Here is a 23,606-nt window from a genome sequence, read left to right on the forward strand (position 1 = left end):
CGCTCTGTGGATAGAAGTCAGGCTTCAGGAAGGTTCGGCGGTACTGTCCTTGCGTGGCAACTATCGCGCTGTTCAGCACCGACGACCTCTCCCTTCCCGAGTCTCTGCAGGAGGCCGTGGAGCACGGTGAGGTGTTCACGCGCGCCTGGGTGGTCGAGCTCATTCTGGACCTTCTCGGCTACACGGCAGACAAGGACCTCTGCGATCTGAGGCTCGTGGAGCCGGCCTGCGGCGGCGGCGCATTCTTGACCGTCGTCGCCTCCCGAATCAGCGCGTCATGCCACACGCACCAGCGCTCCATCACAGATGCGATCGACGCCGTCCGCGCCTTCGACCTGCTGGACCGCAACGTCGAACAGAGCCGAACGCTGATCGCAGAAACGCTGCAAGAAGAAGGCTGGGAGCCGAAGGACGCGAGGAAGGTCGCCACAGCCTGGGTGAGGCAGGGCGACTACCTGCTGCAATCGGACGCCGAGCATCGCGCCGACTACGTCGTCGGTAACCCTCCGTACATCCGGCTCGAAGACGTTCCCGACGACCGGATGGCCGCGTACCGCCGGGCCTGCTCCACGATGGGTGGCCGGGCCGACATCTACATCGGCTTCTACGAGGTGGCCTTGCGTAGCCTCAACCCAGATGGCCAGCTCGGTTTCATCTGCGCCGACCGATGGATGCGGAACCAGTACGGACGGCGGCTGAGGCAGCTGGTGACCAAGCACTTCAGCATGGACCTCGCCCTCGTGATGCACGATGTCGACGCCTTCGACGATCAAGTTTCGGCCTATCCCGCGATCACCCTCATCTCGAACAGGCCCCAGGGCTCAGCGGTTGCCGCGGACACGAACCGGTCCTTCGGAGCGGAACAGGCGCGGGACTTCACCAACTGGTACTTGGAGGGGAAGCCGCCGACGGTAGCCACGGCTTCCTACCAAGCCGCTCGCATGCCTCACTGGTTCCCGGAGGAGGATTCGTGGCCGGCTGCTTCGCCAGCGAGGCTCGCAGTCCTTGAGGACCTAACCGAACGCTTCCGGCTCCTGGAGGACACCGAGACCGGAACGAAGGTCGGGATCGGCATCGCCACCGGCGCAGACAAGATCTTCCTCACCAAGGACAAGGACCTGGTCGAGGAGGACCGTTTGCTCCCCATGGCCATGGTCCGCGACACCGCCAGCGGCACGATCACCTGGGACGGCACCCACCTGGTGAATCCCTGGACGGCGAGCGGCGACCTGGTCGACCTCGACGCGTATCCGCGTCTCGCCTCCTACTTCGAGAAGCACGGCGAAGCCCTGCGCAAGCGCTACGTCGCGGTCAAACAGCCTCAGCGCTGGTACAAGACCATCGACAAGGTCGACCACCAGCTCACCCGTCGCCAGAAACTGCTGTTTCCGGACATGAAGCTGCGGATCCACCCTGTCCTCGATCAAGGCCGCCTGTACCCTCACCACAACCTGTACTTCATCGTCTCGGACGTCTGGGACATGCGCGTACTCGGTGGCCTACTACTGTCCAAGGTCGCGGAGGCATTCGTGGAGGCGTACGCGGTCAAGATGCGAGGGGGCACTCTCCGCTTCCAGGCGCAGTACCTCCGGAAGATCCGCGTCCCAGACCCGGCGGCGATTAGTGAGAGCGACCAGGCCGCTCTCGCCGAAGCCTTCGACAACCGGGATGTGGAGGCTGCCACCGAGGCCGCTTTGCGTGTCTACGGGCTCACCGAGCTGCCTGACTAGGAGGAACGGATCTTGACGGTCACCCGCCAAGACTTCGAAGACGCCATCGCGGCGTACTGGGGTGCCAAAGAACTCCAGAGAGAGCAGTCGGCGATTAAGGCCGCTGTGGGAGCAGGCACAGCAGGTTCCGTACGTGGCGGCAAGCACTTCGACGCCATCGCCATCCTGTTGTCGAAGTTCTTCCTCGACGCTGGGTACCCGCCAGAGAGCATCCGTGTCACCAAGTCACAGGGGCTCGAACTGCCCGGCTACTACCGGCCTCAGAAGCAATGGGACCTGGTCGTCGTCCACAGGAACACCCTCGTGGCTGCCTTCGAGCTGAAGGCCCTCGGCGGCCCGTCCTTCGGCAACAACTACAACAACCGAGTCGAGGAAGCGCTCGGCAGCGCGATTGACTTGCGCCATGCAGCCTTGGCTGAGCTGTACCCAGGAGAGGAGCCCTGGCTCGGATACTTCTTCATCATGCAGGACGAGGCAGGATCGCGTAGGCCGGTCAAGCCGGCCAAGGGTGCCTTGCCAGTTGAGGGCATCTGGCAGGGGATGTCCTACCAAGAGCGCTTCGGTGTCTTCTGTCAGAGACTCCTGTCCGAGCGGCTCTACAACGCCGCGTGCTACATCACCTCTTCGGCCGCCGACCCGAAGCCACATGAGCCCGTCGACAAGCTCGACTGGCGCCACTTCTCTGCGGCCATAAACGCGCGGCTCGCCTATCTCAAGGACCTCGGCTTCCCTGGATAGCTACCCGCGTTTGCGACACCGCTGACACAGCACCCGCTAGCCGTACAGGTGCTGTGTCACACCCCGCCTGGCCTCATCGCAGCAGAGTCGTGAACACAACGAGCGAGGATGGTGGATCGTGGAGGCGATCAGGGAAGCTGCCTCTGCCGGGCCCCGTACGAACATTTGGAAACCGTGTTGGCGTAGGGCTACGGGCAAACGTGCTGTTGCAACGTAGTCAGCACCTCGCCCCGCCTATCAAGGGTTCACAGCAAGGTGGGGCTCTGGGAGACAACTGGGAGATGATCTTCTCTTGGGGGCCCGCCCAGGCCACGCGAGACCAACCTAGACTGGCTCGGCGAGTGGTCCAGCCATCTCTTCGTGATCGACGATCTGGACGAGTACGCCAAGGCCCACGGCATAATGCACGACGTGCAGCGGACAGGGCTGGCCGAGCACGTGACCGAGTCCGGTGGACCGAGTCGGACGGCGAGCATAATCCTCGCAGCCCGTACATCGGCATCGAGGTCGTGCTGAACTGCGGGTGCAAGATCGAGAGTCTCGGCGTGTTCGCCGCGCAGTTGCGAGAGCGGAAGGGCCAGGCGGTGGCCACCTCGGTCGGGTGGAGCCGCTGCAGCGGACCCGAGGGCACCACGTACTCCCTCAGGGTCCGCTGCAAGAGCCTGACTTCCTGAACCATCGCGGTCCGGCTCCTCCGCGACGCCGCCTGGCAGTCAGCGGCGGAACCCTCGGTGGGGATCTCGCGCTTGGACGTTCAGGAACGGTTCGAACCAAGCTGCCGCACGGAGATCGCCGATGCCCATGTGCTGGTTCGTCTCGCCGTCCGGGTCCTCGATCCCGTCGAAACGAGAGTTGTAGAGCATCAGCACGTCGGTGTCCTGGAAGAACACTTCGGAGCACATGTCGAAGTCGTAGTCGTCACGGTGGGTGGGCAGCCTCCCGTGGTCACCAGCGTCATCGCCTTCGTCCCCGCGGTCTCCCGCGTCGCGGATGGCGAGGTGAAGGGCAAGTTCCTCGGCCGTGCAGGTGGGCTCCGGCCACTGCCCGCGTTCGAGGTCACCGGCGAGGTCGTCGGCGGCACGGGCGAACCGGCGGCGCCACTGGAGGTCGGCCGCGAAAGTCAGCTTCGGGAGATAGGCGAACACTCCCCAGTGGCCGTCGTGCTCGTCTGGCACCACCGGCCTGTCACCAAGTTCCTCGCTGTCGTCGTACGCCTGATCGGCGAGCACGCACAGTTCCGTGTAGAGGACATCGGCGGTTCGGGGGGTGAGTTGCCACTGGCACCGCTCGTCTTCGCACTCCGGGTCGTCGCAGTGCGGCGCCTCCGCCGCGAACAGCGCCGCGAAGTCCGGGCTCTTCTTCCCGGTAGACGGCGTCGCCGGCTCACCTCGGCGGACAGCCGCTGTATACCGCAAGCCCGCACCGAAGTCGGCGACCACCGCTTCCTCGCTCCAGTCGGCGACCTCATGCCCTTTCTCGGTGCGCAGCCTCAGGCCCTGGGAGGTGTCCGTAATCGTGTCCGCGCCATCGATCTCGCTGTCGGACTCCCCAAGCCACATGACGGCCCCGACGACGTCCTGAGGGTCGTCGCCCTCGAGGTCCTCGTTCAGCAGGGGCTCCCAGCCTGCGCTCCTGGCTGCCTTCAACACGGCCTGCTGGTCATGTACGTGGAACTCTCGGAGTACCTCTACCCGAATGACCGGACCGGCCAGGTCAGAGAGCCGTGCGTCGTTTCGGGTACGCACCATGCGCGTAACCGCGTCGGTGTCACTGTCCTCGTCCGCGTCTTCGTCAACGCCAACAGCGATTTGCTCCCACTTCAGGAAGCTGCCTGGAGGCATGGGCCAGACGCCCGCAAGCGCGTGCCGTGCGGCACTGCGGAGGGATGAAGCCGGAGCATCCGGCAGCTGGGCACACAGCTTCTCCAGCGGCTCGGGCTTCCAAGCGTCGGCGGAAGAGCTGATGGCCTGCTGGAGGATGCCCACTGCCTGCTGCGCGAGTTCAGGCTGCCGACAGGTGAGAACGGCCTGCAGCGAGGCAGGGCCCTCTCGGTGGTGGACGAGAGCGAGGATGCGGCTCTTGCTGGGGGTGTGCTCGCAGTGGAAGCCGCGGAGCGCGGCCAGGGTCGGCTGAGCAGACATGCGGAGGACTCCGAACGATGGGCGCACGGGGGCCGTGCGTGGAAGCGAGTGGAGTTCCGCTGGTGGGCACGCTTCTGACGCGCCTCCGGACGGCGAAGACTAGGTGCACTCGGCTGGTTCCCCCGGTGCTACCGGGAGTCCGGACCTGGCTTCCACAGCTTACTCACACTAAGCGGCCGAGAGCGATGGAAGGGAATGATCCCGAGACCAGGGTTCGGTTGAAGGGTTCTCTGCGGTGGTCTGGGCTCAGCGAGATTCAGATCGCCAGGTCGGAACGAGGGTTGGAGGGTGGCCAGCTGGTTCACGGCTGGGCAGATCTGCGGCGAAGGGGTCTTCTCCTAACCGCCGTCGTCTGGCTCCCCTGCGCGGTAGTTGCATCAAAGGGCGTATATGAGATCGGCGAGGTGCTGGGCTTGGACACCGGGGTACGGGCAAGCCTGCTGCTGTCCACGCACACCCTGCACTACCTCACCAACCTGCTGCGACGCCATCTCAAAGCGATACGGTCGAGGTGGCCGGCGCTGCCGCCCGGGAGGATCGCGGTGATCGTCTTGGCTGGGCTGCGGCACGATCAGCGTCTGGCCGACATGGCCGGCGGCAACGACGTCTCCGCCCCTGCCATCCGGCGCTGACGCGACGAGCTGATCCACCTGCTGGCCGCCAAGTCCCCTCGCCTGGACCGCGCCCTGAAGAAATCCGCAGTCGCCAGTCCGCCGACCACATCCCTGAAGAATCAGCGACGGGCGTCGCCACCTTCCTGCAGGGCCTCACAGCTGCCATCGCCGCTCTGCTCGGGAACACGGCCACTCTCCTGCGGTCCGGACTGACCGGTTTTCGGTAGCTGACCTGCTCCTCACCGCTAACCTGGTTCGACCGTACGACGCTTGGAGGTGGCCTTGAGGCCGCAAGAGGTGATACCACCGCAACGTCTAGGCCACCTCGAACGCGAGTCCAGGGGTTACCCCGTGATCGCAACAGTTGGGCGTGACGCAGAGGGGGCAAACTTCGGAGCGATCGATGAACGGCGGAAGCTCGTGCTGGCCACCTTCGACTGGTGTGCTGTCTGCGGGCTTCCCTTCGGAGACGAAGCACGATGGCAGGTGCTCCCCCACTTCGGCGACACACCTCTTCCCGAAGAAGTTGGGCTCGCAGAGGCACCCGTACACGAGATCTGCGCTGTCTACTCTGCACAGGTGTGCCCATTCCTGTCGTCCCAAGGCGCACGGCTGGGGGATGACAAGCGCCGCGGTACGCGTCGCGAGGAAACCGTTCAGGTTGTCGGATACAGCCGCACCAAGTCGGTTGAGGCGTTCCGTTCCTCGCTCCAGGACGATCTCTTCGTCCTGCACTTCTTCCACGACAAGGTGATCGACTCCTTCGCTTACAGCGGCCCGGAGGAGGTCACGGAGCGGTACGAGGATCTCCTGGCGGCAGAACTGCCTATCGAAATCCCGGCCGCAGAGAAGGTGCTCATCGACCGGTTCAACGTGATGAGCACCCCGGACGAGCCGACCGGTGACCCGGGCGCAGTGGTAGCTGGCGCCGCCGTCATGATCGGCGCCGCCTTCGCGCCCGACATCTTTCGGGTCCAGGGGATGCGGCGCTTCGACGAACGCGACTCGTACGGCTTTATCGCTCGGCAGTTCCTGGAGCGCGGCGGGCTTACTGAAGCCGCAGCGACCTTCCCTGACGCATCCGGCAAAGCAGCAGCACAATGGCTCCTGGACAAGGGCAATGACGTCCCTGCTGTGCTGTCACTGTGGCGAGACCTCGGGAAGCAGCGGGTGTCTGGGCGCACGATTCCCAAGCAAAGGCCCGTCGGGCCGGGCCGCAGCGTTGGCAAGAACACGCCCTGCCCGTGCGGGTCAGGACGCAAAGCCCGTCGATGCCACCCTGCAGGAGTACCCGAGTCCCCCTAAGCAGCGTGCAAACTCGCCTCTGCGAAGCGGTCGGCGGGAGCGGCGCCGCTTCGCGGAGGCGGTCACAGCACCAGGACTTGGGAGAATTCTGGGAGATGATCTTCCCCCGCAGGCCGACCGAGCCCTTGCCACACCAACCCAAAACTTGCCCCTGACCTGCACGGTTAGCAAGGCGACCAGGTGTCGATCTTGCCCGAACCTCATTCGGGACGAAGAGGTCGTGGGTTCAAATCCCGCCACCCCGACAGCTGAAACACCAGGTCAGGGGCCTGATCCGCGAGAGCGGGTCAGGCCCCTGAGTGGTTTTCGGGGGCTCCTTGGGAGCCGAACTCGGGGAGCGGCTTCCGCCTGGGCGGCGGCCTCTCGCTCACCCGCTCCACCAGTTGGCGAGTGCCCGTGAGGGCGGGCCCGCTCCGTGACGCCGGTACCACCATGGCCCGCGCCTACCGGGCCGGAGGCCGCTGATCGATTGTGCGGTCGTCATCCGAAGCAGGTCGTGATCCGAGGATCCTGCGCTTCTGTTCCTCGAACTCGGCTTCCGTGAGCACTCCTTGGTCCTTGAGTTCGCCGAGCTGCTTCAGCTGTTCGATCCTGCTGGTCATGTCGGGGCCGCCGGAGCCGCGGGCGGTTCGGCCTGGTGCGCCGGCTGCGGTGCGGGCGCTCCGTTTTCCTGCTGCGCGGCACACCGCCCCTGCTGTCCGCGTGCCGTCGCACCTTGGTGCGCCGTTCACCCGACCGGCTCGCCCGGGTCGCGGGCTGTGCGCCGCATCGGTTTGCTGGGGCAGTGAGCGACAGCGGTGACGAAGGGCTCTCGGCCCGGGAGCGCGGTGAGCTGGACGAACTGCGGCAGCGGGTGAACGCCCTGGAGAGCGCTGGTCCGCCCCGGGCGGCGCGGCATCATCCGCTTCGCTCCCTCGGCTCGGTCCTGCTGATCCTTTTCGCCGCGCTGCTGTCGCTGCTGTCCGTCGTCGCCGTGTGGGCGAACAGCATCGTGCAGGACACGGACCGGTACGTCGCGACTGTCGGGCCGCTGGCGAGCGATCCCGATGTGCAGGAGGCGGTCACCGACCAGGTCACCTCCGCCGTGCTGGATCGCGTCGACGTGGAGGCGCTGGTCCAGCGGCTGACGGACGCGGCATCGGCGCAGGGCGTGCCCCCGCAGGCGGCCGAGCTGCTGACCAACCTGGACGGCCCGATCGAGAGCGGCCTCAGACAGCTGGTCAGCAACACGGTGGAGCGGGTGGTCACCAGCAGCGCCTTCGAGACGGTCTGGGTGGAGGCCAACCGCAGGGCGCACGCGGCGCTGGACGAGGCGCTGACCGGCGAAGGCCAGGGCGCGATCAAGCTGGAGGACAACCAGGTCGTCATCGACGTCGGACCCATCGTCGAGCAGGTCAAGAACCAACTGGTCGACGCCGGGTTCGCGCCCGCCGCGAACATCCCTGACGTCCGGACGGACTTCGTGGTGTTCGCGTCCGAGGACGTCGGCGAGATCAAGACCTATGTGAGAGTGCTGGAACTCCTCGGCGGCTGGCTGCCCGTCATCGCGCTCCTGATCGCGGCCGCCGGAGTCTACGTGGCGTTCAACCGTCGGAACGCGCTGATCGGGACGGCTCTGGCCGTGTTCGTCGCCATGCTGGTTCTCGGTATCGGCCTCACCGTCGCCCGTGACGTCTACCTCGACCGGCTGCCACCCGGGACCTCCCAGGCGGCCGCGGGAGCCGTGTACGACGCCCTGGTCAGGTTCCTGCGCGCCGGCGTACGGGCGCTCGCCGCGGTCGCCCTCTTCACCGCCGTCGGCGCCTTCCTCGTCGGCCCGTCCCGGATCGCCGTTCTCACTCGTACCGGCTGCCGCAGGAGTATCGGCGCGCTGCGCGATGTGGCGGGGTCGGCGGGGTTCCGGGCGGGTGCGGTCGGGCGGTTCGTCCATCGTTTCAAGCACTGGATCGGTGTCGCCGTCCTGGTGATCGCGGCGGTCGTCCTGTTCACCTGGAGCTACCCGACCACGGCAGTCGTGGTCTGGACCGCGGTGATCACGCTGGTGGGCTTCGCGATCCGCGAATTCCTGGACGACCCCTCCGCACCGCCCGCCGCCTCCGGGGCCGATTCCGCCGCGCACTGACGGCCGGCCCCTGGCCGGTTCCCGTGCGGCCACTCGGTGAAAGTTGGGAGTCGGCTGCCGCTACGGCTACGGGGGGGCCGCCGAGTGCCCCCGCTCCCGTCGCGGACGACAGGCATGGCCGGAGCTGGCCGGTGCGACGCTCAGTCGCCGACCGCTCCCGCGTCGATGCGTCGGCCGCGTGACGTGTCCACCACGACGGGGGTGCCGTCCGGGATCCGTCCCTTGAGCCGTTCGAGCAGAGACTCCACCGGCGGGAGGTCTCCGGGGGTGCGGACGTGGATGTACATCGTCCGGGAGGTCGCGTCGACACTCGTGACGGACGCGCCCGGCTCGTCGGCGAGCCACTGTTCCGCCGCGTCCTTGGTCTGGCCGGTCCAGGTGTTGAGCAGGAGCGTGACCACGGTGTTGGCCGTCAGCGGAACGAACGCGACGGCGAACAGCAGGACCATGCCGACATATGCCCTCCGGGCGGGCCGTCCGGCTGCCTTGTCGGCCTCCGCGCCGTAACCGAGGGAGGCGAAGACCACCATGCCCCCGAAGACCAGGGCAAAGAGGTTCGACACGAACAGCACCAGCGCACCCAGCGCCAGCCATCCCGACAGTTGCCCCAGGCACACCCCGGCCACCACCAGGGGCGGGACGAGGGAGATGGCGATCGCGACGCCGGGCAGCACGGCGGCGACGTCCCGACGGGCCAGCGCCACCGCGCCGGCGAGACCGGTCGCCAGGGCGGCGATCAGGTCCATCAGGCGCGGCGACGTCCGTGACGAGATCTGGCTGTTGGACAGCAGGTCGTAGCCACTGGGGAGGGTCATCGACATGGCCATCCCGACCACGATCACCAGCAGGCACGCGAGGAGGACGACCCTGGCCGATCCGGTGCGGCGGCGCTGCACCGAGCCCAGGGCGATGCCCATGATCGGCGTGGCCAGGGGCGCGATGATCATCGCGCCGATCACGGTCGCCGTCGAGTCCGTGAGCACTCCGCCGCCCGCGATGACCGACGACAGCGTCAACATGGTCCAGAAGGCCGAACGCTTGGACGTGGTGTCCCCGGACGACAGGACCAGATCCTGGGTCAGTTCGTCCAGCGTGCGGCGCTGGGGGGCCGGAAGGACACGGGCGCGAACTTTGCTGATCACGCCCACAAACAACCACGATCAGCACGGTTTCGGGGGCAGGACACGGGCGGGCGCAGGGGCGCGCTCTGGGCTCTGGGCTCTGGGCTCTGGGCTCTGGGCTCTGGGCTCTGGGCTCTGGGCTCTGGGCTCAGTGGAGGATCTTCTCCTTGGCCCGCCGGAACTCGTCGTCGGTGATGTCGCCCTTGGAACGGATCTCGGAGAGTTTGGCGAGTTGCTCTGCCTCGGTCGCGGGTCCCGTGCCGTAGCCGGCGGTCTCGCGGATGTAGTCGTCGAGCGCCTGCTGCTGGGCCCGGGCATGCCGGGTCTCGCGCTTGCCCATGTCCTTGCCGCGGGCGAGGACGTAGACGAACACGCCGAGGAAGGGGAGCACGATCACGAAGACGAGCCACCCCGTCTTGGCCGCCCCGCTGAGCGTGTCGTCCCGGAAGATGTCTCCGATGATCCGGAAGAGCAGGACGACCCACAGGACCCACAGGAAGATCCACATGGCTGTCCAGAACGCTCCGAGCACCGGGTAGTCGTAGGCAAGATTCATGTCACCGCTCCTTCTTCCTCGCCTCCGCCGGGCAGCAGGGGCAGCCCGAAGGCTTCTTCGGTGCCGCAGGCCAGGTACGAGGCGGGGGAGGCTCCCATGGCCACCTGCGCGGCGATGCGGGTCAGCAGTCCGTGGGCGCCGTGGGCGCCGTGGCATCCCACGGTCAGTCGATCATGAACCAGCCGCGTACCTGGGCCTCGTGATCGACGTAGCGTTCGCCGGAGACGTCGACGACGACCTTGTCGATGGTGCCTCCGGTGAACGGGAACGGCCCTTCGTAGTCAGGGGTGACCGGCGAGGCGTCGTCGCGTCCCACACAGATCCCGTCCCCGACGAGGCAGAAGGAGCCGGGCTGCGTGACGATGTCGTCACGGCCCACCTCCTGGTCGTCCAGGTAGAGGGTGAGGGTGCCCGCGGCACCGGGCATCGTGAGGTCGGCGCTGCGTCCGTTCGCCGCGAACTCGGCCGTGAGCACGTGCTTGCCCGGCGGAATGTCCCGGTCGGCGTCCACGACCTGGAGGGTGCTGCCGACCCAGTTGAACGCGTAGTGCAGGCGATGGTCCTTGACGTAGAGGCTGTGGCCGCCCGCCACACCGCCGTGGGCGTAGAGAACGCCCTCGGCATCGGCCGACCCGACGTCCACCCCGGCGGCTATGGTGTACGACCGGCCACTGGTCACCACCCCGGCCTGTTCGGGCACCGCCGCGGAGTCGGGGTAGTACACGTAACGGTCGCGCTCGCGGCTTCCGTGCGGGCGCTCGGCCAGTACCTGTTCCAGGGCGCTGCGGTCGTCCAGCGGCAGCCCGTTGTAGATGCCCGCGTAGTAGTACCAGAGGCTCTTGAGGCTCTCCAGCCGGGCCGGTTCCCGCGCGGCCAGGTCCGTCGACTGGGCGCGGTCGGTGGTCAGGTCGTAGAGCTCCCACTTGTCGTGGGCGAAGTCGCCCCAACCGCTCAGCGGCGGATGGACCGTGCAGGCCAGCCACCCTTCGTGGTAGATGGACCGCTGCCCCAGCATCGCGTAGAACTGGGTCTGCCGTCCCGGCGCCCCGGAGTCCGTGAGCGAAGCCCTGAAGCTCTCGCCCTCGATCGGGCTCTGCCGGTAGCCCTTGAGCACCTCGGGCGGCTCGATGCCGAGCAGGTCGTAGAGCGTGGGCACGACGTCCACCGCGTGGACGTACTGCCGGCGCACCTCTCCCCGGGCCTCGATCCCCGCGGGCCAGGCGACCAGGCACATGTCGGCCACGCCGCCCTCGTAGCCGGCCCAGCGCTTCCAGTACGGGAACGGTGTGTCGAACGCCCAGGCCCACCCGGTGTTGTAGTGGTTGTACGACGACGGACCGCCGAGCTCGTCGATGTGCTCCAGGGAAAGCTCGGCCGGCGTGTCCATGCCGTTGAAGAACCGCCACTCGTTGAACGTGCCGTCCGGACCGCCCTCGCCGCTCGCCCCGTTGTCGGAGACAGCCACGATGATCGTGTTGTCGAGCTCGCCGGCGGATTCGAGGAAGTCGAGCACCCGGCCCAGCTGGTCATCGGTGTACGAGACGTAACCGGCGAAGACCTCGGCCATACGGACGAACAGCCGTCGTTCGTCGGCACTGAGGTCGTCCCAGGGCCGGACGGTGTCCAGCAGCGGCCACGGCTGACCGTCCGGCCCGGACGCCGCGGGCTCGCCGTGGGGGTTGATCGAGGAGAGTTCGGTGTTCTCCGGCAGCAGGCCCAGGTCCTTCTGACGGCGCAGGATCCCGGGCCGGATGGCTTCGTAGCCCTCGTCGAAGACGCCCTTGTACCGGTCGGCCCACTCCTTGAAGACGTGGTGCGGCGCATGAGCCGCGTCGAGGGAGAGGTACATGAAGAAGGGCTTGCCGGGTTCGACGGCCTTGGCGTCCCGGATGAACTCGATGGCCCTGTCGGAGAAGTCCTTCGCGATGTGGTAGCCCTCTTCGGGCGTGGCCGGCGGGTCGACCGGGTGGTTGTCGTGGATCAGGTCCGGGTACCAGCAGTTCGACTCGCCGTTGAGGAAGCCGTAGAACCGCTCGAAGCCGCGTCCCAGGGGCCAGCGCCCCTTGTACGCGGCCATGTTGGTCTCGTCGCCCGGGGTGAGGTGCCACTTGCCGACGCAGTACGTGTTGTAGCCGCGGTCGCTCAGGACCTCCGAGACGAAGCCGTTCTCGAACGGAATGCGAGTGGAGATCCCTGGGAAGCCGGAGCTGAACTCGGCGACCGTCGCCATTCCGTTCGATGTCGCGTTCCTGCCGGTCATCAGCGAGGCCCTGGTCGGGGAGCACAGCGCCGTGGTGTGGAAGTTCGCGTAGCGCACGCCCATGTCTGCGATCCGCGACATCGCCGGCGTCTTCACCGGGCCGCCGAAGCAGTCCATGGTCCCGTAACCGACGTCGTCCCACACGATCACCAGCACGTTCGGGGCGTTCTCAGCCGCCTCCGGTGCGAGGAAAGGCGCCCAGTCCGGCTGCGAGTCACGGATGTCGAGGGCGATCTTCCCCTTGAACGGCTTGGCCATGACGGTTCTCCTCGCTGCCGCGAGTCCTGAATCCGGGTGTCCCTCCACCATGGCCGGGGGCGGCCCGTCTCACCTCACCCCTTATGGGTGACAGAGCACCGGGCCGGCACACCGTCCCGCGGGGTAGGCGTACGGCGTCGTCGAGCGGTGATGCGCCGCTGGGCGGCCTCGGGGACGAGGGTCGCCTCGTGCGGCTCCCGGCCCACGGCCGTGGTCTCGTCGGGTCGGCGGCGACGGCCACCGGCGGCATCCGCACGGCGGTGAGGCTGAGCACCGCATGGCCGACGATCCGCCGGCCCAGGTCCTACGGCGTCGGACCGAGCAGCACCGCGCCGAAGACGAGCAGGCTGATCGAGGCCGGGAGCCCCAGCGCCGTGCTCAGCACGAGCGTCCGCCAGAACGCGCCCGTCGCCCCCAGCGATCCGCCGCGCGAACCTCACCCGTCATGGGTGATCAACCTGCCCGGATCACCCCACATGCTCGAAGGCGCACCACTGGGTGCACGGTTCACCTGGGAAGTGAGGAAGCGAACATGACAACGACCACCCATCACCGCTCGCAGACGGCCGAGCCGGCCGCCGTCGGGCTGGTGACGTTCGCCGGGGTCCTGCTGTTCATCGCCGGCATCCTCGATCTCTTCCGCGGCATCATGGCGATCGCCGAGGACGACGTCTACGTGTCCACCCCCAACTACATCTTCAAGTTCGACCTGACCAGCTGGGGATGGATCCAGCTGGCCCTCGGCGTGATCGCCATCGCGGTGAGCGTCGGCCTCTTCTCTCGCGCCCTGTGGGCCCGGGTCGTCGGGGTCGGCATCGCCGGACTGCTGATCATCGCCAACTTCCTGTCGATCCCGTACTACCCAGTGTGGTCACTCACCCTGATCGCGCTGTACGCCTTCGTCATCTGGGCCCTGTGCGTCGTGCGAAAGGAATGACGGAGGGCGCCGAAGCGCCGCCCGCCCGTGAGAGGAAGTGAGGGCGTGCTCGTCGCCCTGCTCGCCTCGCCGTGCCCGGCGTCAGCCTGCTCGCAGTGGTGGCGCGACGCGCTCTCCTCGCGGGCACCTCTGACGGCGTACGAGGGAACCTCCCCGCGTTACCCGTGCCGGGTGACGCGGGGAGCGGCGCAGGAGCCCCACCCTGGGCCGATGAGCATCGTAGAGCTGCCCGATCCGGCCGTCCGGCGCCGGCCTTTCCACCTGCTGGCCAAGCCGGCGGGCGCGATCTGCAACCTGGACTGCACCTACTGCTTCTTCCTGTCCAAGGAGCTGCTGTACGAGGGCAGCAGATTCCGTATGGCGGACGAACTGCTGGATGCCTACATCCGGCAGCTGATCGAGGCGCACGGCCCCGCGCCCGAGGTCACGGTGGCCTGGCAGGGCGGGGAGCCGACTCTCATGGGCCTCGGCTTCTTCCGCCGGTCCGTGGAGTACGAGCGTCGATACGCCCGCCCGGGCCAGCGGATCGTCAACACCATCCAGACCAACGGCACGCTCATCGACGCCGAATGGGCCCGCTTCTTCCGGGACCACGACTTCCTGGTCGGGCTCTCCGTCGACGGCCCTCGCGAGCTGCATGACGCCTACCGGGTCGACAAGGGCGGCAAGCCCACCTTCGACCACGTCATGCGCGGACTGGGTCACCTGCGCGAACACGGCGTGCGGTGGAACGCGCTGACCACCCTGCACGACGCCAACGCCGGGCATGGCCGCGAGGTGTACGCCTTTCTGCGCGACGACTGCGGCGCCGAGCACATGCAGTTCATCCCGATCGTGGAACGCGCGACCGCCCACGGCCTGCCCTTGGCCAACGACGGCTGGGGCGCCCGCGCCACGGACCGGCCCCTGTACCGGCAGGAGGGCGACCGCGTCACCGACCGGTCGGTGACCGGACAGCAGTACGGCCGGTTCCTCATCGACGTCTTCGAGGACTGGGTGCGCCACGACGTCGGCCGCGTCTACGTCCAGATGTTCGACGTGGCGCTGGCCAACTGGTACGGGGAGCCGCCCTCCCTGTGCGTGCACTCCAGGACGTGCGGCAGCGCCCTCGCCCTGGAGCACAACGGGGACCTGTACTCCTGCGACCACTTCGTCGAGCCGGAACACCTGCTCGGCAACATCGGCGACCGGCACATGCTGGAGCTGGTCGACTCACCGAGGCAGCGGAAGTTCGGCCAGGACAAGTACGACTCCCTGCCCCGTCACTGTCTCGACTGCGACGTCCGCTTCGCCTGCCACGGCGGCTGCCCCAAGGACCGCTTCGACACCACGCCGGACGGCGAGCCGGGCCTCAACCACCTGTGCGTCGGCTTCAAGGCGTTCTTCCACCACGTCGACCGCCCGATGCGCACGATGGCCGGGCTGCTGCGCCAGGGGCGGGCCCCCGCACTGATCATGCGCGAGTACGAGGAGGCCGACGCGCGACGGCCGCACAACACGCCCTGTCCGTGCGGGAGCGGACGCAAGTGGGCACGCTGCCACGGCAGGCCCGTCGTGGCGAGTCGCCGGTAGCGCCGACACGTGAGACGCGTCAGACACGTCACGGCACGTCACGGCACGTCACGGCACGGCACGGCACGTCAGGGAGCGGTCCTGCGCATCTCCACCACGTGGAGGCCCAGCGACTGGAACCGCGCGAGCAGCCCGTAGAGATGCGCCTCGTCGGTGACCTGGCCGAACATCAGGGTCTGCCCGGCCACGATGCAGCTCTCCAGCTCCGGGAACGCGTCGGTCATCGTCCTCGACATCTGTCCCTCGACGCGGATCTCGTATTGCATGAGCGCGCATCCCTCGCAGATGTGGTCCCTCCGGGCCCCCGGATACTCATGCTGTGCCGTCGTACGCTGCGGCACATCACCCTGACCGGGTGACCTCGGCCGACCGGTGGAGACTGTCACGGCGAGTGGAGTTCCCGGGCCAGCGCAAGTGGGTCCTGACCGGGAGCGACTCCGATTCTTGTCTTCCGCCGCGGCGTGGCTCTGACTGCGGACGACACAGGTCACAGGCGGATGATGACCAGGGCCGTGTCGTCGGTGTTGCCGGTGGGTGGGAGGAGTTCGGCCAGGAGGGCGTCGGCCAGGGCCTCGGGGTCGGCTTGCCCGTGGCGGACGAGGGCGTCGGCGAGGCGGGCCAGGCCGGTGTCGATGTCCTCGTAACGGCGTTCGATCAGGCCGTCGGAGTACAGGACCAGGGTGGCGCCCTCGGCGAAGGAAGTACTGGCCTCCGGCCGCGGGACGTGTTGGGGGCGCGCTCCGAGGGGAGGGTCGGTCGCCTGGTCGAGGAAGGTCACGGTGCCGTCGGGGTGGAGCAGGGCGGGTGGCGGATGGCCCGCGCTGCTGTACGTGAGGGTGTGGGTGCCCCAGTCGATGAAGGTCTTCACCACAGTGGTCGACTCGGCACCGTCGACACGGCGGGCATACAGTCCGAGGGCCTCCAGCGCCCGGGCCGGTCCGTCGGCGACACGGGCAGCCGCGCTCAGCGCGCTGCGCAGCTGCCCCATGACGCAGGCCGCTTCCAGGCCATGGCCGACGACGTCGCCGACAGCGACCGCGATGCGGTCACCCGGCAGGTCGACCATGTCGTACCAGTCACCGCACACGTTCAGGGTGCCGACAGCCGGCCGGTAGCGCACGGCCGCCCGGTGGTGCCCGACCGGCGTGGGGGCGGGCAGCATCGCCTCCTGCAGAGCCAGGGCGACCTCGCGGTCGCGCACCTGAGCCCGGCGCAGGCGTTCGTTGAGTCCCTGCAGTTCACGGGAGCGGGTGTAGAGCTCGGCCTCCAGCACGCGGGTCCGGCTGCTGTCGCTGCCCGCGCCGCCGCGGGCTCGGATGAGCTCGGTGACCTCCTCCACGCGGTGCACGATCAGCGTCACCCGACCGTCCGGGCCCACCACGGGTGCGTTGACCGGGCTCCAGAAGTGCTCCACCCAGTGGCCGGGCCGCTCGGGATCCTCGATGTCATAGCGCAGCAGCGCCATCGTGTCGCGCTCACCGGTCGCCACCACGCGCAGCATCGACGCCTGGGTCTCCCGCATGCCTGCCGCGGCCGGGTCGTCGGGGTTCTCGGGGAAGACGTCGAAGATGTAGCGGCCCAGCAGCTGCTCGGGGGTGCGCCCGGCCAGCCGGAGGAAGTCTTCGTTGGCGTCGGCGTACACCAGGTCGGGAGTGAGCAGAGCCACCATGCCCGGCAGGGCGTGGAAGACCGCCGCGTAGTCGATCTGCGGTTTCCTCATGTGCTGCCCGCCTCGCGCCGACCGTCACTGTACCGACGCCCCACGATAGGAGTGACGCGCCATGGAACCGGGCCACTGCTCCCCACGAACACCGGCGGTCACCTGGGCGGCCCCGTCGTGTGTCAGGGGTCGGTCGGCTTCCGGGCGACCGGGGATTTGAGGACGGCGAGCAGGCGGGTGACCTCGTGGGTCATCGCGGTCCGGCCGGCACCGAGGTAGTGACGGGTGTCGACCAGGGCGCGGTCCGCGGCGAGGGCTCGGCGGGCGGCGGTGGTGAAGACCCTGTTCAGGTGCGTGGCGATGTTGACCTTGGTCATGCCGTGGTCGACCGCGGCGGTCAGGTCGTGGTCGGCGACGCCCGAAGAGCCGTGCATTACCAGGGGGACCGGGACGGCCCGGCGCAGGGCTGCGATCCGGGGGAAGTCCGGTGCGGCGTCGCGGGTGGGCATGGCGTGCGAGGTGCCCACGGCCACGGCGAGGGCGTCCACGCCCGTGGCGGCAACGAACGCGGCCGCCTCGGCCGGGTCGGTGCGGGCGCCCGGCACGTGGACGCCGTTCTTGCCGCCGACCTCGCCCAGCTCGGCCTCCACCCAGATGCCGGAGGCATGGCAGTGGGCGCTGATCGCCGCGGTGGCGAGGACGTTGTCCTCGTACGGGAGGGCGGAGGCGTCGAACATGACGGATGTGAAGCCGAGTTCCACGGCCTCGTGGACCAGGTCGACCGATGTGGCGTGGTCGAGATGGACCGCCACCGGGACCCGCGCGGCCCGGGCGACAGCCAGGGTGGCGGTGCCGACGGCGGTGAGCGCACCGTGGTAGCGGGCGGTGTTCTCGCTGACCTGGAGGATCACGGGCGCGCCCGCGGCCTCCGCACCGGCCACGATGGCCTGGGCGTGTTCGAGCTGGATGACGTTGAAGGCGCCGACGCCGCCTCCGGTGCGTGCGGCGGGGGCGACGATGTCGCCCGTCCCTACGAGAGGCATGGCGGTCTCCTGGGTGAGGGGGTGGGTAGGGCGATCCCGGACGCCTTCTCCTTCTCCTTCGCCTTCTCCTTCGCCGACGCCGACGCCGACGCCGCGATGGCGGTCACGAGCCGGTGAGGACGACCGAGCGGGTCAGGTTGCGGGGCCGGTCCGGGTCGAGGCCGCGGCGCTCGGCGAGGGCGACGGCGAGGCGCTGAGCGCGTACCAGGTCGGCGAGCGGGTCGGTGAGCGGGTGGCCCTGGGCGTGGACGGCGAGGGCGCCGGTCGCCCGGACCTGGTCGAGGAGCCCGGCGGGCGGCTCGCCGAAGAACCAGACGACGCTGTACGGTCCGGTGGCGCTGATCGGCCCGTGCCGGTACTCCATGGCGGGGTACGACTCGGTCCACGCGCCGGACGCCTCGCGGAGCTTGAGGGCCGCCTCGTGAGCCAGGCCGGTCGTCCAGCCCATGCCGAGGAACGTGAACTGGGCGGCGGCGAGGGCCCCTTCGGGGAGCGGGACGCGCAGGGCGTGCTCGGCCTGTTCGGCGAGGTCCGCGGGCGCCAGGCCCAGGCCGCCGCGCAGCAGGACGAGGGCGGTGGTGGCGAACCGGGTCTGTACGACCGACCGCTCGTCGGCGAAGCCCAGGTCCACGACGGTGTCGGCGGCGTCCCGGACGGGCGTGGCGACATCGCCCGTGAGCGCGACGGTCGGGGTGCCTCCGGCGACCCGCTCCAGTGCGGTGAGCACCTCCGTCGTCGTGCCGGAGCGGGTGATGGCGAGCACCCGGTCGTAGCGGCGGGCCGCCGGGAACTCGGACGCCGGGAACGCGTCGGTCTCGCCGAGGCCGGCCGACTCGCGCAGCGCCGCGTACGCCTGCGCGATGTGGAGCGAGGTCCCGCAGCCCACGACGGCCACGCGCTCGCCGTCCCGCGGCAGTCCGGCCGGTCGCGGCCCCGTCGCGTGAATCTCCAGCACACGGCGCCAGCATCCCGGCTGGTCGGCGATCTCCCGGTCGACATGGCTCACAGCAACCTCCGAGTGGTTCATGTGATTGCAGATGGCTTTTTTATAGGCCCTACGCGCAGATTTGAGCAAGCATGCGCAGGAGCGCTCATGGTCTTGCGGGTTACGCTCGGCTCCCGGAAGTCGCGAGGCGAGGAGAACGGTGATGGGCACGCACGAGCGGTGGACGCGGCTGCTCGACGCTCTGGGCGAGAAGGGCAGCATCGAGGTCGCCGAGGCCGCCGAGCTGCTCGGCGTCTCCCCCGCCACGGTCCGCCGGGACCTGGAGGAGCTGGCCCGGCAGCAGCTGCTCACCCGCACCCGGGGCGGCGCCGTGCTGTCCGGCGTGACATACGACCTCCCCCTCCGCTACAAGACCGGGCGCAAGGCGGACGAGAAGCGGCGCATCGCCCGCGCCGCCGCCGCTCTCGTCCCGGCCGGCTCGGTGGTGGGACTGAACGGCGGGACGACGACCTCGGAGGTCGCGCGGGAGCTGGCGACGCGGGCCGACCTCGCCGAGCACGCCGGGAGTACGGCGCTGACGATCGTCACCAACGCCGTCAACATCGCCAACGAGCTGGCCGTACGCCCGTATGTGAAGACCGTCGTGACGGGCGGGGTCGCCCGCCCGCACTCGTACGAGCTGACGGGGCCGCTCGCGGCCGCCGTGCTTCAGGGGCTCTCGCTCGACTTCGCCATCCTCGGCGTGAACGCTGTGGACCCGCACTTCGGCGCAGCCGCCCACGACGAGGGCGAGGCGAGCGCGAACCGCGCCATGGCCGAGCGGGCCGACAAGGTCATCGTGGTCGCCGACTCGACCAAGCTCGGGCAGCGTGCCTTCGCCCGGGTCTGCACGATCCGCGAGATCGACGTCCTCGTCACCGACCACGACGCCCCCGCCGAACTCGTCGAACAGCTCACCGGCCAGGGTGTCGACGTCCACCGCGTCTAGCACGTACCACCTCCCCGAACTCGCCTCGACGGAGCTCGCCGACCCGAAAATCGTGCGCGCAACTGCTCGGAACGCGGCCCGAATGAGCACTTGACGTCAATCGGAGCGGCTGCTCTCATATCGCGCAGTACGTCAGCACCTGTTGTCGGCGAGCGCCGCCGACGAGCAGCGCGGCGCTCGCATGGCCGGAAGGGCGGCTGTGATGCAACGGAGTTCAGCGGGAGGCCGGTGGCGTCAGGTCACCGGCCCGGCCGTCAGGGGCAGACGGCCGACGGTCCTGGGCCTGGTGGCGGCCATGGTGGCGGCAGTCCTCTCGGTCGCCGGGCCCCCGCCCCGGGCCGACGCGGCGACCTCGACGGGTCCGGCCGACGCAGCCGACGCGGCGACCTCAGCCGACGCGGCGACCTCAGCCGACGCGGCGGCCGCGAGGGGCCCCGGTGACGCCACCGGGGTCAGCCGGTCGGGGAACACCTTCACCATCGGTACGTCGACGGCGGCGAAGGTCAGGGTGGTCGTCGCCCGGCAGGACATCTTCCGGATCTGGCTGTCGCCCGACGGCCGCTTCACCGACGACCCCGCAGGCGACGCGCTCGCCGTCGACACCGACTTCGGGCCGGTGACGGCCGACGTCACGGACGCGGGCACCCACTACCGGATCAGCACCCCGGCCCTGAACATCCGGGTCGACAAGTCGCCCCTGCGGTTCTCCGTCCACCGCTCCGACAACACCACGCTCGTCTGGGCCGAGGACCGGCCGCTCTCCTGGACGGGCACCCGGACCAGCCAGTACCTCACGCGGGGCGCCGACGAGCAGTTCTACGGCACCGGCCTCCGCCTCGGGGAGTGGGCGCTGCGCGGCAAGACCGTGCCGGTCTCCGTGGCCAACACGTGGAAGGAGAACACCAACGCCAGCCCGGCGCCCTTCTACATGTCGACCAACGGCTACGGCGTCATGCGCAACACCTGGGCCCCCGGCACGTACTCCTTCGGCGCGCCCGGCACGTTCACGCACAACGAGAGCCGCTTCGACGCCTGGTACTTCGTCGGGAACTCCCTCAAGGGCGTGCTCGACGCCTACACGGACGTCAGCGGCAAGCCGTTCCTGGCCCCGATGTGGGGCTTCGAGCTCGGCAACGCCGACTGCTGGAACGCCTCCGACCCCGACTACCAGGGCGACCACGACCGGCCGCGCCACCAGACGACGAAGGACGTCCTCGGGTACGCCGCCGACGCCCGCGCCGCCGACATGCCCTCCGGCTGGTTCCTGCCCAACGACGGGTACGGCTGCGGCTACACCGACCTGAAGGCGACCGTCGACGGGCTGAAGGCCAAGGGCTTCCACACCGGCCTGTGGACCTCCACCGGCCTCGCCGACATCGACCAGGAGGTCGGCGTCGCCGGAAGCCGCGGCGTGAAGACGGACGTGGCGTGGATCGGCTCCGGCTACAAGTACGCCTTCGACAGCGTCCAGCAGGCCGTCGACGGCATCGAGCGCAACTCCGACGCCCGCCGCTTCGTGTGGACCGTCGACGGCTGGGCCGGCACGCAGCGCAACGCCGTCGTGTGGACCGGCGACACCCCGGGCACCTGGGACGCGATGCGCTGGCACGTCCCGGCGATCACCGGCGCCGGCCTGTCCGCGCTCAACTACGCGGCCGGGGACGTGGACGGCATCTTCCAGGGCGGTCCGAAGACATACGTCCGCGACCTCCAGTGGAAGGCCTTCACCCCGGCGTTCATGACGATGTCCGGCTGGGGCGCCACCAACCCGTCCGCCGGCTACCAGGACAAGCAGCCCTGGCGCTTCCGCGACCCGTACCTGTCCATCAACCGCAAGTACCTGAAGCTCAAGATGCGGCTGATGCCGTACCTGTACTCGATGAGCCGCGTCGCCGCCGAGACCGGTACGCCCACCGTGCGCGCCATGGTCCTCGAGTACCCCGACGACCCGGTGGCGCGGGGCGATCTGACGAGCGGACAGTTCATGTCCGGTGACTCGTTCCTCGTCGCGCCCGTCGTCTCCGACACGACCACCCGGGACGGCGTCTACCTTCCCGCCGGTACGTGGACGGACTACTGGACCGGCAGGACGTACGCCGGTCCCGGGGTGCTGAACGGCTACTCCGCGCCGCTCGACACGCTCCCCCTCTTCGTGAAGGGCGGCGGCATCGTGCCGATGTGGCCCCAGATGAACCACACGGGCGAGAAGCCCGTCGACACGCTCACGTACGACGTGTACCCGCGCGGCTCGTCCACCTTCACGCTGTACGAGGACGACGGCCTCACCCGCCAGTACGAGAAGGGCGCCTACGCCGAGCAGAAGGTGGACGTCACCGCCCCCGCCTCGGGCACCGGCGACGTGCGCATCGACGTCGGTGCGAGCACCGGCTCGTACAGCGGCAAGCCGGCGTCGCGCGGCTATGAGTTCACCGTCCACGCGGCCGCCGCCCCCACCGGCGTCACCGTCGACGGCGCGGCCCTCCAGGCACTGTCCTCCAAGAGCGCCTACGACTCCGCCGCCACCGGCTGGTACTTCGACGCCGCGGACCGCTCCGGCACCCTGTGGGTCAAGGCGGGCGGCAGGTCCGGGGCGTTCGCCGTCACCGCGTCCGGCCTGGAGCTGCTTCCGGCCGACCCGGTCCCGGGATCCTCCGGGGTGCCGATCCCCAAGGCCGCCTGGAAGGTCGCGTACACCGACAGCCAGGAGACCTCGGCCGAGAGCGGGTCCGCCGCCAACGCCATCGACGGCGACCCGGCCACCATGTGGCACACCGCGTACTCCGGCACCACCGCCGCGCCCCTCCCCCACGAGATCCAGATCGACCTCGGCGCGCGGTACGACGTCGGCGGCCTCTCCTACCTGCCCCGCCAGGACGGCGGCGGCAACGGCCGCGTCGGGAGGTACGAGGTGTACGTGTCGGACACGACGGCCGACTGGGGCAGCCCCGTCGCCGTCGGCACGTTCACCGACGACGCGGCGGAGAAGACGGTCGCCACCGTCCCGAAGACGGGCCGCCACCTGCGGCTGAGGGCCCTGACGGAGGCGGGCGACCGGGGACCGTGGACGAGCGCCGCGGAGATCTCGGCGACCGGCCGGGCGACGCCGCTCCCCGCGAACGCGACCCTGGTCAACGGGGCTTCGGACACGTGCGTCGACCTGCCGTACGGCGCCACGGCCCCGGGCACCCGGCCGACCCTCTACACCTGCCACGGCGGCACCAACCAGCGCTGGACGTTCACCACGAGCGGGACGCTCACCGGCAAGGACGGCGTCTGCCTCGACGCCGCCGAGGCCACCGTCACCGTCCAGCCCTGCGACGGCTCCGCCACCCAGGAGTGGCGACTCGGCGCCCGGTCGGCCGTGACGAGCGGCGGACGCTGCCTCGCCCCGGTCCGTGCGGGCACCGCCAACGGCACCGAGCTGGAGCTCACCACCTGCTCGGGCTCCGCCGCTCAGCGCTGGACCCCCACCGGCTGACGCGACGGAACCCGCAGGGGCCTTCCCCCACGAGCCCCTGACCAGCCTGCGCCCCCGGCCGAACGACCCCCGGCCGGGGGCGCAGGCGCCACTGGAACCTCCCGGTCGGGCGTCGATGAGCCCTCACCCGTGCGGCC

The 23,606-nt window shown here is 69.2% G+C and carries 19 protein-coding genes; 9 read left to right on the plus strand and 10 right to left on the minus strand.

Annotated elements, in window-relative coordinates; all coding sequences use genetic code 11:
• The first annotated feature begins 116 nt into the window (after window positions 1-116).
• Window positions 117-1,730 carry an Eco57I restriction-modification methylase domain-containing protein gene (locus FVS66_RS11690; RefSeq protein WP_262386946.1) on the plus strand — a complete coding sequence of 538 codons (1,614 nt, stop codon included), beginning with the start codon at window positions 117-119 and terminating at the stop codon, window positions 1,728-1,730.
• Window positions 1,731-1,742: 12 nt separating this feature from the next.
• Window positions 1,743-2,468 (plus strand): PaeR7I family type II restriction endonuclease, encoded by a 726-nt coding sequence (locus tag FVS66_RS11695; protein WP_149180956.1) that lies wholly within the window; start codon window positions 1,743-1,745, stop codon window positions 2,466-2,468.
• Between the two features lie 713 nt (window positions 2,469-3,181).
• Here the strand turns inward: FVS66_RS11695 and FVS66_RS11700 are convergent.
• Window positions 3,182-4,609 (minus strand): hypothetical protein, encoded by a 1,428-nt coding sequence (locus tag FVS66_RS11700; protein ID WP_149180957.1) that lies wholly within the window; start codon window positions 4,607-4,609, stop codon window positions 3,182-3,184.
• A 413-nt stretch (window positions 4,610-5,022) separates the two neighbouring features.
• Between FVS66_RS11700 and FVS66_RS34935 the strand changes: the two genes are divergently transcribed.
• A complete protein-coding gene (locus FVS66_RS34935; RefSeq protein WP_262386932.1) occupies window positions 5,023-5,241 on the plus strand; it encodes a hypothetical protein in 219 nt (72 codons plus the stop codon).
• A gap of 333 nt (window positions 5,242-5,574) precedes the next feature.
• A complete protein-coding gene (locus FVS66_RS11710) occupies window positions 5,575-6,528 on the plus strand; it encodes an SEC-C metal-binding domain-containing protein (RefSeq protein WP_149180958.1) in 954 nt (317 codons plus the stop codon).
• A 443-nt stretch (window positions 6,529-6,971) separates the two neighbouring features.
• Here FVS66_RS11710 and FVS66_RS36555 read toward each other — a convergent pair whose 3' ends face one another.
• On the minus strand, window positions 6,972-7,130 hold the full coding sequence (locus FVS66_RS36555; protein ID WP_149180960.1) for an SHOCT domain-containing protein: 159 nt from the start codon (window positions 7,128-7,130) through the stop codon (window positions 6,972-6,974).
• 182 nt (window positions 7,131-7,312) lie between these two features.
• Here FVS66_RS36555 and FVS66_RS11720 point away from each other — a divergent pair, with 182 nt between their 5' ends.
• On the plus strand, window positions 7,313-8,650 hold the full coding sequence (locus FVS66_RS11720) for a hypothetical protein (RefSeq protein ID WP_262386933.1): 1,338 nt from the start codon (window positions 7,313-7,315) through the stop codon (window positions 8,648-8,650).
• A 140-nt stretch (window positions 8,651-8,790) separates the two neighbouring features.
• On the opposite strand, the gene FVS66_RS11725 is transcribed toward FVS66_RS11720, so the two are convergent.
• From FVS66_RS11725 to FVS66_RS11745, 4 genes are all read right to left on the minus strand, one after another.
• Window positions 8,791-9,792 carry a TIGR00341 family protein gene (locus FVS66_RS11725; RefSeq protein ID WP_149180963.1) on the minus strand — a complete coding sequence of 334 codons (1,002 nt, stop codon included), beginning with the start codon at window positions 9,790-9,792 and terminating at the stop codon, window positions 8,791-8,793.
• A 127-nt stretch (window positions 9,793-9,919) separates the two neighbouring features.
• The gene (locus FVS66_RS11735; protein WP_149180965.1) at window positions 9,920-10,327 is read right to left on the minus strand and encodes an SHOCT domain-containing protein; all 408 of its coding nucleotides are present in this window, start codon (window positions 10,325-10,327) and stop codon (window positions 9,920-9,922) included.
• Complete coding sequence (locus tag FVS66_RS34940) at window positions 10,324-10,488, minus strand: hypothetical protein (protein ID WP_187645486.1); 165 nt, start codon at window positions 10,486-10,488, stop codon at window positions 10,324-10,326. The genes FVS66_RS11735 and FVS66_RS34940 overlap by 4 nt, the downstream gene beginning before the upstream one ends.
• Before the next feature lie 2 nt (window positions 10,489-10,490).
• On the minus strand, window positions 10,491-12,845 hold the full coding sequence (locus tag FVS66_RS11745) for an arylsulfatase (RefSeq protein ID WP_149180967.1): 2,355 nt from the start codon (window positions 12,843-12,845) through the stop codon (window positions 10,491-10,493).
• Window positions 12,846-13,377: 532 nt separating this feature from the next.
• Between FVS66_RS11745 and FVS66_RS11750 the strand changes: the two genes are divergently transcribed.
• On the plus strand, window positions 13,378-13,782 hold the full coding sequence (locus FVS66_RS11750; protein WP_149180969.1) for a hypothetical protein: 405 nt from the start codon (window positions 13,378-13,380) through the stop codon (window positions 13,780-13,782).
• A 210-nt stretch (window positions 13,783-13,992) separates the two neighbouring features.
• The gene (locus FVS66_RS11755) at window positions 13,993-15,354 is read left to right on the plus strand and encodes an anaerobic sulfatase maturase (RefSeq protein WP_149180971.1); all 1,362 of its coding nucleotides are present in this window, start codon (window positions 13,993-13,995) and stop codon (window positions 15,352-15,354) included.
• Between the two features lie 68 nt (window positions 15,355-15,422).
• Here the strand turns inward: FVS66_RS11755 and FVS66_RS11760 are convergent, their stop codons facing one another.
• The 4 genes from FVS66_RS11760 to FVS66_RS11775 form a co-directional block, all read right to left on the minus strand.
• Window positions 15,423-15,620, minus strand: coding sequence for a hypothetical protein (locus tag FVS66_RS11760; RefSeq protein ID WP_149180973.1), 198 nt, complete (start codon window positions 15,618-15,620; stop codon window positions 15,423-15,425).
• A gap of 221 nt (window positions 15,621-15,841) precedes the next feature.
• Window positions 15,842-17,074: a SpoIIE family protein phosphatase gene (locus FVS66_RS11765; RefSeq protein WP_149180975.1), complete on the minus strand. Its 1,233-nt coding sequence runs from the start codon at window positions 17,072-17,074 to the stop codon at window positions 15,842-15,844.
• 122 nt (window positions 17,075-17,196) lie between these two features.
• The gene (locus tag FVS66_RS11770) at window positions 17,197-18,057 is read right to left on the minus strand and encodes a class II fructose-bisphosphate aldolase (protein WP_149180976.1); all 861 of its coding nucleotides are present in this window, start codon (window positions 18,055-18,057) and stop codon (window positions 17,197-17,199) included.
• 103 nt (window positions 18,058-18,160) lie between these two features.
• Complete coding sequence (locus tag FVS66_RS11775) at window positions 18,161-19,063, minus strand: SIS domain-containing protein (RefSeq protein ID WP_149180978.1); 903 nt, start codon at window positions 19,061-19,063, stop codon at window positions 18,161-18,163.
• A 142-nt stretch (window positions 19,064-19,205) separates the two neighbouring features.
• Between FVS66_RS11775 and FVS66_RS11780 the strand changes: the two genes are divergently transcribed.
• Together FVS66_RS11780 and FVS66_RS11785 are read left to right on the plus strand one after the other, a co-directional pair.
• Entirely contained in the window at window positions 19,206-19,991 is a 786-nt protein-coding gene (locus FVS66_RS11780; RefSeq protein ID WP_149180980.1) for a DeoR/GlpR family DNA-binding transcription regulator, read from the plus strand.
• 202 nt (window positions 19,992-20,193) lie between these two features.
• Complete coding sequence (locus FVS66_RS11785) at window positions 20,194-23,469, plus strand: TIM-barrel domain-containing protein (protein ID WP_222946922.1); 3,276 nt, start codon at window positions 20,194-20,196, stop codon at window positions 23,467-23,469.
• Window positions 23,470-23,606: the final 137 nt, after the last annotated feature.

Origin of the sequence: Streptomyces sp. TRM49041, assembly GCF_008271805.1 — a bacterium.
Lineage (GTDB): Bacteria > Actinomycetota > Actinomycetes > Streptomycetales > Streptomycetaceae > Streptomyces.

What these genes read in the sequence shown, in the direction of transcription:
- FVS66_RS11700 (WP_149180957.1), bottom strand. Translation starts at nt 4,609, where the DNA reads ATGTCTGCTCAGCCGACCCTGGCCGCGCTCCGCGGCTTCCACTGCGAG.
- FVS66_RS36555 (WP_149180960.1), bottom strand. Translation starts at nt 7,130, where the DNA reads ATGACCAGCAGGATCGAACAGCTGAAGCAGCTCGGCGAACTCAAGGAC.
- FVS66_RS11735 (WP_149180965.1), bottom strand. Translation starts at nt 10,327, where the DNA reads ATGAATCTTGCCTACGACTACCCGGTGCTCGGAGCGTTCTGGACAGCC.
- FVS66_RS11745 (WP_149180967.1), bottom strand. Translation starts at nt 12,845, where the DNA reads ATGGCCAAGCCGTTCAAGGGGAAGATCGCCCTCGACATCCGTGACTCG.
- FVS66_RS11750 (WP_149180969.1), top strand. Translation starts at nt 13,378, where the DNA reads ATGACAACGACCACCCATCACCGCTCGCAGACGGCCGAGCCGGCCGCC.
- FVS66_RS11755 (WP_149180971.1), top strand. Translation starts at nt 13,993, where the DNA reads ATGAGCATCGTAGAGCTGCCCGATCCGGCCGTCCGGCGCCGGCCTTTC.
- FVS66_RS11760 (WP_149180973.1), bottom strand. Translation starts at nt 15,620, where the DNA reads ATGCAATACGAGATCCGCGTCGAGGGACAGATGTCGAGGACGATGACC.
- FVS66_RS11765 (WP_149180975.1), bottom strand. Translation starts at nt 17,074, where the DNA reads ATGAGGAAACCGCAGATCGACTACGCGGCGGTCTTCCACGCCCTGCCG.
- FVS66_RS11770 (WP_149180976.1), bottom strand. Translation starts at nt 18,057, where the DNA reads ATGCCTCTCGTAGGGACGGGCGACATCGTCGCCCCCGCCGCACGCACC.
- FVS66_RS11780 (WP_149180980.1), top strand. Translation starts at nt 19,206, where the DNA reads ATGGGCACGCACGAGCGGTGGACGCGGCTGCTCGACGCTCTGGGCGAG.
- FVS66_RS11785 (WP_222946922.1), top strand. Translation starts at nt 20,194, where the DNA reads ATGCAACGGAGTTCAGCGGGAGGCCGGTGGCGTCAGGTCACCGGCCCG.